Below are 13,343 nucleotides of genomic sequence, written 5' to 3' on the forward strand. Positions count from 1 at the left end.
AGAAGTAAACCCTAGTTTGAGCCCTGGTGGGAAAAGTTGAGCGGTACGGAGCTTTTTTGAGCAAAACTAGTACTTATTTGAGCGTAACTCAGACATTTTGAGCGAAAAACGAGAATTTTGAGCGAACGTGTAATATATAAAAGAACACGTACCGTAAAGCCTAGATCAACAGGTTATTTCGTATAATTGTCCCTTTGGCAGGTTGATTGGAGTGCAAGGTGCGAGACTTTTGCGGGCTCACCGCACGCCCGGCGGAAAGCGAGGAGCCTGGACCGGGAATCAACCGCTTCCCATAGCAGCGAAGTTTTCGTCCAGTCTTAAAAAAGTGGTTTTTTAGCAAGCGAGCAAGGGAAAGATAATAATTGGACATTCTAATGGATGCAGCTTATTTTACGTAAAGGAGAGAACCGCACTTGATTACTTTCAAAAACGTAGGGAAAACGTTCCCTGACGGTTTTGAGGCTTTGAAGAACATTGACTTTCAGGTAAAAAAAGGGGAGTTAGTCGCGTTAATCGGGCCTAGTGGTTGTGGTAAAACAACAACCATGCGAATGATAAACCGTTTGATAGAACCATCAAAAGGAACTATTTTAATTGATGAAGAGGACATTGCAAACCAAAACCCCGTTGAGCTGAGAAGGAATATCGGATACGTGATTCAGCAGATCGGACTTCTGCCTCACATGACGATTGAAGACAATATTTCTCTCGTTCCGCGCTTAAAAGGCTGGGAGAAAGAAAAATATGACGGCAGAGTAGATGAATTGCTTGATTTGGTAGGGTTGGACCCTAAAACCTTCAGAAAACGCTATCCTTCTGAGCTAAGCGGCGGTCAGCAGCAGCGTATAGGGGTTATTCGTGCCCTAGCAGCTGAACCTCCTATCATCTTGATGGATGAACCGTTCTCCGCGCTTGATCCTATCAGCAGAGAACAGCTTCAGGATGAACTTGTTAAATTGCAGGATACGATTAAAAAAACGATCGTATTTGTAACGCATGATATGGATGAAGCGATTAAGATTGCAGACCGGATCGCGATTTTAAATAAAGGGGAAATCATTCAGTTCGATACGCCTGAACGAATTCTTCGTCATCCTGCTAATGATTTTGTTAAAGGATTTATTGGAGAGAATAGGCTCTCTTCAGAGGCTGCCATGCCTGAAGCTGTTGATTTGATGAGAAAGCATCCTATTACATCAAAACATTCGAGAGGGCTTGCTGAAGCTTTGAAAATGATGAAACGTTATGGGGTAGACAGCCTTCTTATTACCGACCAGCAAAATAAGCTGCTTGGCATTATTACACTTGAAAGCATTGAAAGACATTATGCAGAGGAAGATAAAACAGTCGGAGATCTAATGGAGAAAGAAATTGCCACGGTTACTCCAGATGCATCTTATACAGAAGTGGCAGAAATTTTTGCGACCAATCATGTAAACATGATCCCAGTATTAGAAGAAGGAAAACTATTAGGAATCATCACACGTGCGACAATGATGAGGGGACTTGCTGGATTAAACATCACTGCACAAAAGCCTCTTGAAGGAGGTAAGCGTGATGAATAATTTACTAGAAACTTTAGTTAACCGCTGGCCTGAAATTTTAGTAGGATTGCAGCAGCATTTATTCTTATCTCTTGTTTCAATTCTAATAGCTACTGTCATTGCAATTCCGCTAGGGATTTTTATTTCTAGACAAAAAAGAGTGGCAGAACCAATTATTGGGGTAACAGCTGTTTTTCAAACGATACCGAGTTTGGCTTTGTTTGGATTCTTGCTCCCTGTCTTTGGGATCGGAAGCACTACGGCTATCATCGCACTGACGGTTTATGCCCTATTGCCAATTTTACGGAATACGTACACAGGTATTACGGGAGTAGACAAATCAGTCGTTGAAGCAGGTAAAGGAATGGGAATGACCAATTCTCAAATTTTAAGAATGATCGAACTGCCATTGGCACTGCCTATCATTATGGCAGGTCTGAGAACCGCAACAGTTTTAACCATTGGTGTGGCTACGTTAGCTGCATTCATTGGTGCAGGCGGACTTGGAGATCTGATCTACCGCGGTCTATCGACAACACGTAACGAACTTGTTTTAGCAGGAGCTATTCCAGCGGCATTATTAGCAATCCTTTTTGATTTTATATTGCGTAGAATTGAAATGGCTACTGAGCCTAAAACATCAGCAAAAAAACGTGGTTCGTGGAAACTTCCGCTATTTATTGGTATTCCTATTGCAGCTCTCGTTCTATTTTTTGCATTGCGCGGAGGCGGAGACGAAGATGCCATTGTAATTACAGGTAAGAAATGGACAGAGCAATATATACTTCCATACATCATTTCAGAATATATAAAAGATAAAACGGATTATCCCGTAACCGTTAAAGAAGCGATTGGGGAGACGCCTATCTTAACAGAAGCAATTAAAAAGGGCGACATTGATATGTATGTTGAGTACACCGGAACAGGGTATTTAACCATCTTAAAAGAAAAGTATGATCCAGGCATGAGTCCTGAAGAAATCTACGACACTGTTAAAAAAGGCTATGCGGAAAAATATAACCTGAAGTGGACAAAGCCATTAGGGTTTGAGAACACCTATGCATTAGCTTTAAATCTTGACAAAGCAAAACAAATAAATGTAAAGACAATCTCAGAATTAGCACCGATTTCAGATGAAGTCTCATTTGGCGGACCGACAGAGTTTTTTGAACGTGAAGACGGGTACAAACCGTTTGTAAAAACGTATGGCTTAAACTTTAAAGTGAAAAGAAGCCTCGATCCGAACTTAATGTATACTGCAGTAAAAGAAGGAAAAGTAGACGCGGTTCCAGCGTTTACAACAGATGGCAGGATTGTCCGCTTTAATTTAGAGACATTAAAAGATGACAAGAAGTTCTTCCCGCCTTATTTTGCTGCTCCGATCGTTAGAGAGGATACATTGAAAGAATATCCGGAGCTTGAAGGCGTGTTAAATGAGCTTGAAGGTAAGATTTCTGAGAAAGATATGGCTGAAATGAACGCAAAGGTTGACTTGGATAAAGAAGATCCGCGTGAAGTAGCCAAAGATTTCTTGGAGAGTAAAGGGCTAATCAAATAATTAGTATGAACTGGATCCCGGATGGGGTCCAGTTTTTTATTAAGGAAAATTTCAGGACTGGTGTGAGGGGTATTTTTGAATATGATTAGGGCTAAGTTTGTCGAAAAGTCTATAAATGGTAAATTACAGCTTATAAAATATTTTTACAGCTTATAAAAATATTTTACGGCTTATAAACGTTCAATTACAGCTTATAAACTTCATGTTATACGACCAGAGGTATTCTACAGCAAACCTCTAGAATGCAAAAAAAAACCAGCTCCCATCATAGAGAAAGCTGGTTTCACCTCAATTTATTATAACACTTTACTTAAAAACAGCTTCGTCCGTTCATGCTGAGGGTCACCAAATAATTCAGAAGGGACATTTTCCTCAACAATATACCCGCCGTCCATGAAAATCACCCGGTCGCCAACTTCGCGAGCAAAGCCCATTTCGTGAGTCACAACGACCATCGTCATTCCTTCCCGTGCGAGATCCTTCATTACTTCTAAAACTTCTCCGACCATTTCTGGATCAAGTGCGGAAGTAGGTTCATCAAAAAGCATGATTTTCGGGTCCATTGCCAGTGCGCGGGCAATCGCGACACGCTGTTTTTGCCCTCCGCTCAATTGAGAAGGATAGGCGTTCGCTTTATCCTGCAAACCTACCTTTGCGAGCAGTTTCAATGCTTTGTCCCTAACTTCTTCTTTGCTTGCATTCCTTACTTTGAGTGGAGCAAGTGTAACGTTCTCTAATACTGTTTTATGCGGAAAGAGGTTGAACTGCTGGAATACCATTCCTACTTCTTCCCGTATCTTATTAATGTTTGCTTTGGGATCAGTAATATCTGTGCCATCTACTAGAACTTGACCGCCTGTAATTTCCTCCAGCTTATTGATGCAGCGGAGAAAGGTACTCTTTCCTGAGCCAGAAGGACCGATTACACATACTACTTCTTGTGGTTTAATTTCAGCGTTGATGTCCTTGAGTACTTCGAGATCGCCGAAGGACTTTTTTAAGTTTTTTACTTTAATCATTGTCCGGCTCCTTTCATGTAACAACTCGTTTATGTATTTTATCATAAGTTCGTTTGTTTCGATTAAAGTCCTGCTTTAATTCAAATCTTTAATTACAAAACTTTCTGAAAAAAGGCATTGACCTGCAGTTGAAAGTTAAACTATACTCTGAATATGAAAACGATTTCATGATTTCGATTCCAGAAAGTTCTAAAGAGGAGAATCTGATGGCAACCATTCAAGATGTGGCGAAATTGGCAGGGCTGTCCCGCACAACTGTTTCAAGGGTGATCAACCAGCATCCGTATGTAACAGAAGAAAAAAAGCGGCTTGTGTCAAATGCTATGCAAGAACTCAACTATGTTCCAAATTCATCAGCAAGAAGATTGCGAAGACAGCAAACAGAAACGATTGCCGTCTATGTTCCTCGCATCACGAATCCCTTTTTCAGTCATTTAGTTGAAGTGATGGAAAAAGAGGCTGCCAAAAAAGGCTATCAGCTGATTTTGTGCCAGACACGTTATAAAAAGGAACAAGAGCGCAACTTTTTGGAGCTTTTAAAAACAAAGCAGGTAGATGGTTTGATTCTGACGTCAATCGAAAATGACTGGAGTGAGATTGAACCTTATTTGGCTTACGGTCCTATTGTTGTATGCAACGAATACTCTGACTCGGCACAAGTTCCCCTTGTTTTTTTAGACCAGATCAAAGGCGGTTACATAGGAACGAAGCACTTGATCGAACAGGGATATACAAAACTTGGGTATTGTACGGGTGACCATAAGAGTTCAAGAGTTGCGCATGACAGAAGAATCGGTTTTTTGAAGGCACTGAATGAAGCTGGACTTCAGATGAAGGATGAATGGTATTTCGGTGGTGCTTACAGTGTGCAAGACGGTAAAAGGACGTTCGAGGCTCTGAAGAAACTGTCAGATCCACCACAAGCCCTTTTTACTGGAAGTGATGAGGTAGCTGCAGGAATTGTTAAGGCTGCATCAGATGCGGGGTGGAAGGTGCCTGAAGATCTAGCCGTTATTGGATTTGATAATCAGCCTCTAGCAGAACTGATGGAATTGACTACTGTCGAGCAGCCGATTGAGACAATTGCACGGCAGGCGATGGAATTAATGATTGAATCAATTAAATCAAAGAGGACATCTGTTAGAAAAGAAGTCATTTTGCCTTTAAAACTGATTCAACGTTGTTCCACATAACAAAATGAAATCGTTTACAAAACAGGAGAGTAGGGGGATATAACAATGAAAAAGCTTAAGAAGATTTCAAAAGTGATTTCGACTTCACTTGCGCTTTCACTTGTGCTTGCAGCTTGCTCAGACAAAGAGGAAGGCAGCAGCAATTCTGGCGGCGGGGATAAAGACGAAAAAGTAAAAATCGTTTATGCGCGTGGTAAGGATGATACACAAGGGACTACAGCAATGGTGGAAGCTTTTGAAAAAAAATACCCTAACATTGACGTGGAGTTTAAAGAAATGCCAGCAGATACAGGAAAACAGCATGATGCTTACGTAACTGCATTTAATGCAAATTCCGATGAGATCGATGTTATTGACCTGGATGTTATCTGGCCTGCTGAATTCGCACAAGCTGGATTCTTGATGCCGCTTGATCGTTTTATCGAAAAAGATGGTGTTGACGTAGGAGCCTATAACGAAGGTGCGATCAGCGCTGCCAAGTTTAAGGGCAAGCAGTGGGCACTTCCTAAGTTCATTGATGCAGGAATGCTTTTCTACCGTACAGATCTAGTTCCAGAAGGTGAAGTTCCAAAAACGTGGGACGAGCTTTTAGCGAAAGCGAAGGAAACTAAAGGTCAAGGCGGAACACAGTTCGGTTACTTGATGCAAGCGAAGCAGTATGAAGGACTTGTATGTAACGCTGTTGAATTCATCGCTTCTTACGGCGGAGAAATCATCGACGAAAATGGTGAAGTGAAAGTAGATTCTCCAGAAGCGATCAAAGGGATCTCTAAGCTAGTAGAGATCGTAAACTCTGATGTTGTACCGCAAAACATCACAACATTTGCTGAGCCAGAATCTCATACAGCATTCATCAACGGTCAAGCTGGTTTGATTCGTAACTGGCCATATCAATATGCGTTAGCAAACGATGAGTCGCAATCTAAAATCGCAGGTAAAGTAGCAGCTGCTCCACTTCCAGCTGGAGATGCAGGATCTGCAGCAACACTTGGCGGATGGATGGCTGGTATTAACAAGAACACCAAGCATCCTGAAGAAGCATGGAAGTTCTTAAGCTTTATGGCTGGTGAAGAAGGACAGAAGATCGACGCGATCAAAGGCGGACATGCACCAACGATTCTTTCTCTTTACGAAGATGAAGAAATTCTAAAAGCAAACCCTTACTACAAGGATGAAGGATTTGTAAAAGCTCTTGAAGCTGCGGTATCTCGTCCGGTAGCTCCGAACTACCCTGAGATTTCTGACATCATCCAAGTTCAGGTATCTCAAGCTATCGCTAAAAAGATTACACCTGAAGAAGCTGCAAAGAATATGCAAAAAGAAATTTCAGAGAAGCTTGAAAAATAATCAATTATTTTGGAAATAGGGGCTGGCCTTCTGTGATGAAGGCTCCCCTTTCTCTATAGCTGGTATCGATTCCATAAGAGTGAAATGGATGGACGTTTCAACGCCCGTCCGTCGATTGCATTCGAAAAGCAAGGAGCTGACCCTTTTGAAACCTAACTTAATGCCTAATAACCCAAAACCTATTGAGGCAAAAACGAAAACAAAGAGCAAAAAGAAGCTGTCTGAACGTTCAATCGGATATCTGCTTATTGCACCTGCCATGATTCTTATTTTTGTCATTGCGATTTGGCCTGTTTTCCAATCTTTTTATTACAGCATGTTTGACTTAAGACTTAATAATCCAGCAAAATCTGAGGCTCATACTTCTTACAGTGTGAATCTCCATACTTACCTGGACAACTATCCTTTTTTAATGAATTCTCTTGATGAAGAAATAGGAGAGGCTTCTGGAAAAACAAAAGAAGAACTAGAGGCGATTCAGGCAAATCTAGAAAAAATAGATTCAGAGTTAAAGAAAGACGGTGAACTGAAGGATCAATATGATCAGGTTGACGAAAAACTGATGGTCATGAAGCCTGTCAGTGAGGATCTTGCTGTTGCTGAGCTGGACAAAGATGTAGCTCTTGATCTTGAAAAGACGGTGGATGATACGACAGATCGAGTACGTGAGCTGAAAGGCGAGCTGAAAAATCCCGATGATGTTATCGGTTTATCTTCTTCATTAAGTGATTCTGTTATCACACCGAACTTTATCGGACTCAAACATTATAAAGAAAATTTATCAGACGGACGTATGTGGAAGGCGATCTCAAATACTACAGTCTTTACTGTGATCTCTGTTTTCGCTGAGCTTGTGATTGGCCTTGCAATTGCGATCCTGATTAACAAGGCGTTCTTCGGAAGAGGGCTTGTCCGTGCGACAATCCTCATACCATGGGCTATTCCGACGGCAGTTTCGGCATTCATGTGGAAGTATTTATACGATGGTCAAAACGGGATTGTTGCGAAGGCATTTGAAAGTATTGGTCTTTTTGACCGAATGACAGATTTGTTAACCAGCAGCAATGGTGCCATGTTCTCGGTAATTTTTGCAGATGTATGGAAAACAACACCTTATATGGCGTTGCTCTTACTGGCTGGATTACAGACCATTCCAAGTTCCCTTTATGAAGCAGCAGCCATTGATGGTGCGAGTAAGTGGAAACAGTTTTTAAAAATCACATTGCCGTTATTAAAGTCTAGCATTCTTGTTGCATTATTGTTCCGTACACTGGATGCATTCCGTGTGTTTGATTTGATCTACGTTTTAACAGGCGGAGGTCCAGCGAACTCTACTGAAACGATCTCAATATTAGCTTATAAAGTTATGTTTGCACAAACCAATTTCGGTGAAGGGTCGGCGTTGTCCGTTATTGTGTTTATCTGTGTGGCGATTATCTCGATGATCTATATTAAGTTTTTAGGCCGAGATCTTTTAAATGATAAGTAAAAAACGGAAAACATAAGGAGTGAATAGGAAATGAACAAAAAAGCGGGTCCAATGTTTTACGTATTTCTAACATTGTTTGTCTTCCTTGTCATGTTTCCGTTTTTATGGGTACTGGCAAGCTCGATTAAACCGGTTGCTGAATTGTTTGGCGATCGTGCGTTCATACCGTTTACGGATAATATGACTCTTGAAAATTACGAATCTGTATTTGTGAACTACCCATTCTTAAAATATCTGTGGAACAGCTTGGTGGTTTCAACGATTACAACAATCTATGCCGTTCTTGTTGCTAGCTTTGCGGCTTATGCGATCGCACGCTTAAAGTTTAAAGGCAAAACATTTATCTTAGGTTTGGTGCTATCTGTTTCGATGTTTCCGCAGATTGCAACGATTTCACCGATCTATATTGTATTGAAGAACCTTGGATTGACGAACAGCTATCTTGGTTTGATCATTCCTTATACGACGTTTACCTTGCCGCTTTCAATCTGGCTGCTTGTAACGTTCTTCCGGAAGATTCCGTTTGATTTAGAAGAAGCGGCGAAGATCGACGGTGCATCCTTGATGCAAACCTATTGGAGAGTTATCCTGCCGCTTGCGATTCCAGGGATTTTCACAACAGCGATCCTTGTGTTCATCTCAGCATGGAACGAGTTCCTGTTCGCGTTAACGATCAACACGGATGATGCTTATAAAACCGTTCCGGTCGGTATCGCGATGTTTGAAGGACAGTTCACGATTCCGTGGGGTGAAGTTACGGCTGCAACAGTTATCGTAACGGTCCCACTTGTAATTATGGTTCTTGCGTTCCAGCGTAAGATTGTTTCCGGACTGACATCCGGTGCGGTAAAAGAATAGAAATCTTGTTTTGGAAACCCTGCAGCTTAAATTAGCTGCAGGGTTTTTTGTTTCACTTTTAAAAATCATAACTTGTTAAGGGGATGATATTCGACGTGGCAAACAAGTTTATGTACAAAGTATAAGGTCAACTAAGGCTGACTGAAAGGCTTGGCGTCAGCCAAGTTTTCTTTATGTATTTTTTGAAAAAACGTACATAGAAATAGGAGAGATTAAATGTAAGGAAGGAGGAAGTATTGTGCACGATCATGATATTGAACAAATGAAATGGATGGGCAGAAACGTGCATGTTCATCAATATTCTACTCAGACTTCAGTTAATGATGGGCATTCACATACTGTACAAGGGACGACAAGCCCAGTTAAAAACACAATGGGGCATGTTCATAACTATGAAGGAACAACTACATTTGATGACGGTCATGTACACCGTTTCTCTGGAACAACCGGGCCACCCATCTATTCAGCGGATGGAACACATTATCATATGATAACAGGGACAACTACTTTTAATGATGGGCATACACATCAGTATTCGGGTTGGACGGGGAAAAATGTTTCTGGTTAATAAGTGAGTAATTATATAAGGAAACACCGATTTTTTTTCGGTGTTTTTTTATTTTGGAAAATGGAAGACTAAACTTGATTCTGATAATCTGAAGATATCCAAACAAAATCGGAGGAATTTTACATGAAACTTACTGTTTTAGGCTACTGGGGCGGATATCCTGGTGCAGGGGAAGCTACATCAGGCTATCTTTTACAATGTGAAGGCTTTAACCTTCTTGTAGATTGCGGAAGCGGTGTACTTTCCCAGTTGCAAAAGTACATAAAACCAGAAGAGCTGGATGCGGTGGTTATCTCTCATTACCATGCTGACCATGTTGCAGATATTGGAGTACTTCAATATAGCCGCCTTATCCAATCTTTTTTACAGGAAGGGATTAAGACACTTCCGATTTATGGCCATAACGAAGATGAAGCAGGGTTGCTTTCACTGACTCATCTTCAGCATACAAAAGGAGTCGCATATGATCCTTTTGGTGAATTAAAAGTTGGTCCGTTTACGATTACATTTCAGCTGACGAAGCATGCCGCTGTTTGTTATGCGATGCGTATAACAGATGGGAAAGATACGATCGTCTATACCGCGGATACTGCATTTATTCCGGAACTGGTACCTTTCAGCCAGAATGCTGATCTTCTTATTGCTGAATGCAACTTTTATAAGGGAATGGATGGAAGCGGTCCTGGCCACATGACATCTGAAGATTGCGGTAAGCTCGCCCAGCAATCAGAAGTCCGTCAGCTTCTGCTCACACATCTTCCTCATTTTGGTCAGTTATCACAGCTTGTCACAGAGGCAAAAGAGGTGTATAACAATAAAGTGGAGCTTGCCTCATCCGGCTGGACGTGGGGAGCTTAAAGATAGGGACTGAAAGAGGAGAAAACTATGCTTTTTATTGATAATGAAAATATTACAGACCCAAGAGTGAATTTGGCGATTGAAGAATTCGCTTTGAAGCATTTGGACATCAATGAAACGTATTTGCTTTTTTATATAAATGAACCATCCATCATCATCGGCAAAAACCAGAATACGGTTGAAGAGATTAACGCAGAGTACGTGCGCGATCAGGGGATTCATGTAGTACGCCGTTTATCTGGAGGCGGAGCTGTGTATCATGACCTTGGGAACTTGAACTTCAGCTTTATCACTAAGGATGATGGGAACTCTTTTCATGATTTTAAGAAGTTCACTGATCCAGTAGTAAAAGCCTTAAAAAAATTAGGTGTGAACGCTGAGTTAAGCGGACGCAATGATATCTTGGCTGAAGGCAAGAAGATATCGGGCAATGCACAGTTTTCAACAAAAGGGCGTATGTTCAGTCACGGAACTTTATTGTTTGATTCTGAGATTGAAAATGTAGTATCAGCTTTAAACGTCCGCATGGACAAGATTGAATCTAAAGGGATCAAGTCCATCCGAAGCCGTGTTACGAATATTCGTGAGCACTTGGATGAGGACATGACGATGGAAGAATTTAGAGAAATACTACTTACTTACTTATTTGAAGAGTTCGATTCAATTCCAAAATACGAATTAACAGAAAATGACTGGACTGAGATCCGTAAAATCTCCAGAGAGCGCTATGCGAACTGGGATTGGAACTACGGTAAGTCGCCGAAGTTTAACGTTGAATTATCTAATCGTTTTGCAGCAGGCTCTATTGATATCCGCCTTCATATCGTAAAAGGAATTATCCAAGAAAGTAAGATTTTTGGGGACTTCTTCGGTGTAGGTGATGTATCAGATATCGAGAATAAGCTGAACGGTGTACGATATGATCGAGAAGAAATTGAAAAAGTACTGGAAGATATCGATTTGAAGCACTATTTTGGTAATGTTTCACGTCAGGAATTTCTAGATCTTCTATATTAAATAGATAAAAAATTAACCGCCTCTTTGAGGGCGGTTTTTTTGTATATGTAAAGGGGTATATTTCAAAATCGCTCTGTATGTGGTGCAACGGGTGAAAGTAAGGTGTGATGGGGTGTAAGTGGCAGTTCAACGGGTGAAACATAGCTGTGCACGGGTGAAACGGAGCTTCTATCGGGTGAACGTGTAATAAAAAAGGATTTTTTCTAAAAGATTGTTTGTTGAGTTTGCTTCTGTGAGTTGATTGGAGCGCAAGGTGCGAGACTCCGGCGGGATTAGCGGGACAGGTGAGACCCCGGCAGGCGATTAGCCTAGGGGGCTCACCGCACGCCCCGCGGAAAGCGAGCATCCTGGAGCGGAAATCAATTTCACCTTGAAACAAATGTTTTGAAGCATTTAAACCAGTCACTTCAACACTCAAATTCATTTGACAGAAAATTAATATAAATGATAAGCTTAAATCAAATTACATTACACTAATATGCAATAACGCTATAAAAACGTCATATTTTTTTATCCTCTAATGTAATCGCTTACATAATCCTAAAAGGAGATGAACAATAAATGATTCTTCATCCTAAAGTGGAGTGCATGAATGGTGATGAGAAAGAAGAGCTTCAACTTCATCGTTTAAAGCAGACAGTACATGCAGTTTATGAAAATGTGCCTTTTTACAAAAATGCATTTGATGAAAAAGAAATTGATCCATCTTCAATCAACTCACTGGAAGATCTGCAGAAGCTGCCGTTTACCGTGAAAAAGGATTTGCGAGATCACTATCCATTCGGACTTTTTGCGGTTCCGCAAGACCATCTAGTCCGGCTTCACGCATCCTCAGGTACAAGCGGGAAACCTACCGTAGTCGGTTATACAGAAGGTGACATTGAAAGATGGAGTGACATGGTAGCGCGGTCTATAGCAATCGCGGGCGGTGAGCCCGGTAACGTTCTGCACAACGCTTATGGATATGGACTTTTTACTGGCGGACTAGGTCTTCATAACGGATCAGAACGGCTTGGAATGGTTACGGTTCCTGTATCTGGAGGTAACACAGAGAGGCAGATTTTGCTTATTGAAGATTTCAAACCGCAAGTGATTTGCGGAACACCATCTTACATTTTAACCATTGCTGAAAAGATGGAAGAGCTCGGGAAAGATCCAAGAGCCACTTCACTCCAATACGGTATCTTTGGTGCGGAGCCTTGGTCGGAAGAGATGCGGGCAACACTCGAAGAAAAGCTCGGAATCAAAGCTATGGATATTTACGGGCTGAGCGAAGTGATGGGTCCTGGAGTAGCGATGGAGTGTCACGAAGCACAGAACGGATTGCATATTATGGATGACCACTTTATAGCTGAGATTATTAATCCGGATACGCTCGAACCAATGCCGGACGGGGAATATGGAGAACTTGTTTTTACGAGCTTAACGAAGGAAGCTTTCCCGATCATCCGCTATCGTACTGGAGATATCGCTAAACTTGACCGTACACCTTGCAGCTGTGGCAGGACTTCGGTCCGGATGAGCAGGGTGAAGGGGCGGATTGACGATATGATCATTGTCAGAGGGGTTAATGTTTTCCCCTCAGAGATCGAGAATTGCCTGCTTGCCATTGAGGATATCGTCCCTCATTACCAAGTGCATATAGAGACAGAAGGATTCAGGGAGCACATTGAACTTCATGTCGAGATGAGTGAAAAACTTTATGCGATCACGAATGGTGATGAAGCACATTCAGCGACTGAGCTGCTTAAACAAACCATCTCTAAAAAAATTAAAGACACTTGCCTTGTAACGATGAAGATAAAAGTGTTTCCGCCAAAAGCCATTCCGCGTTCTGAAGGAAAGGCGATCAGAGTTGTGAGGCACGCTCAGAAAAAAATGGGTGTTTAACC

Annotated in this window: 11 protein-coding genes; 10 read left to right on the forward strand and 1 reads right to left on the reverse strand. The window is 41.5% G+C overall.

The features are described 5' to 3' along the window. Window positions 1–413: 413 nt before the first annotated feature. Complete coding sequence (locus ACFQ4X_RS00790; protein ID WP_379832680.1) at window positions 414–1,565, forward strand: ABC transporter ATP-binding protein; 1,152 nt, start codon at window positions 414–416, stop codon at window positions 1,563–1,565. After that, window positions 1,558–3,102, forward strand: a complete 1,545-nt coding sequence (locus ACFQ4X_RS00795) for a glycine betaine ABC transporter substrate-binding protein (protein ID WP_379832681.1) — start codon at window positions 1,558–1,560, stop codon at window positions 3,100–3,102. The genes ACFQ4X_RS00790 and ACFQ4X_RS00795 overlap by 8 nt, the downstream gene beginning before the upstream one ends. Window positions 3,103–3,398: 296 nt before the next feature. Here ACFQ4X_RS00795 and ACFQ4X_RS00800 read toward each other — a convergent pair whose 3' ends face one another. Further along, on the reverse strand, window positions 3,399–4,121 hold the full coding sequence (locus ACFQ4X_RS00800; RefSeq protein ID WP_379832682.1) for an amino acid ABC transporter ATP-binding protein: 723 nt from the start codon (window positions 4,119–4,121) through the stop codon (window positions 3,399–3,401). A gap of 206 nt (window positions 4,122–4,327) precedes the next feature. Here ACFQ4X_RS00800 and ACFQ4X_RS00805 point away from each other — a divergent pair, with 206 nt between their 5' ends. The 8 genes from ACFQ4X_RS00805 (at window position 4,328) to ACFQ4X_RS00840 (ending at window position 13,341) form a co-directional block, all read left to right on the forward strand. Then, window positions 4,328–5,314, forward strand: a complete 987-nt coding sequence (locus ACFQ4X_RS00805; protein WP_379832683.1) for a LacI family DNA-binding transcriptional regulator — start codon at window positions 4,328–4,330, stop codon at window positions 5,312–5,314. Window positions 5,315–5,359: 45 nt separating this feature from the next. Then, window positions 5,360–6,661 (forward strand): ABC transporter substrate-binding protein, encoded by a 1,302-nt coding sequence (locus tag ACFQ4X_RS00810; protein WP_066286650.1) that lies wholly within the window; start codon window positions 5,360–5,362, stop codon window positions 6,659–6,661. Between the two features lie 160 nt (window positions 6,662–6,821). Further along, entirely contained in the window at window positions 6,822–8,150 is a 1,329-nt protein-coding gene (locus ACFQ4X_RS00815; RefSeq protein WP_379836984.1) for a carbohydrate ABC transporter permease, read from the forward strand. 30 nt (window positions 8,151–8,180) lie between these two features. After that, the gene (locus ACFQ4X_RS00820) at window positions 8,181–9,008 is read left to right on the forward strand and encodes a carbohydrate ABC transporter permease (protein ID WP_379832684.1); all 828 of its coding nucleotides are present in this window, start codon (window positions 8,181–8,183) and stop codon (window positions 9,006–9,008) included. Between the two features lie 238 nt (window positions 9,009–9,246). Next, entirely contained in the window at window positions 9,247–9,576 is a 330-nt protein-coding gene (locus tag ACFQ4X_RS00825) for a YmaF family protein (protein ID WP_379832685.1), read from the forward strand. Window positions 9,577–9,699: 123 nt separating this feature from the next. Further along, entirely contained in the window at window positions 9,700–10,434 is a 735-nt protein-coding gene (locus ACFQ4X_RS00830) for an MBL fold metallo-hydrolase (RefSeq protein ID WP_379832686.1), read from the forward strand. Between the two features lie 27 nt (window positions 10,435–10,461). Further along, window positions 10,462–11,451, forward strand: coding sequence for a lipoate--protein ligase (locus tag ACFQ4X_RS00835; RefSeq protein ID WP_379832687.1), 990 nt, complete (start codon window positions 10,462–10,464; stop codon window positions 11,449–11,451). Between the two features lie 561 nt (window positions 11,452–12,012). Beyond that, a complete protein-coding gene (locus ACFQ4X_RS00840) occupies window positions 12,013–13,341 on the forward strand; it encodes a phenylacetate--CoA ligase family protein (protein WP_379832688.1) in 1,329 nt (442 codons plus the stop codon). Window positions 13,342–13,343: the final 2 nt, after the last annotated feature.

This window comes from Fictibacillus halophilus (assembly GCF_042680145.1).
GTDB lineage: Bacteria > Bacillota > Bacilli > Bacillales > Fictibacillaceae > Fictibacillus > Fictibacillus halophilus_A.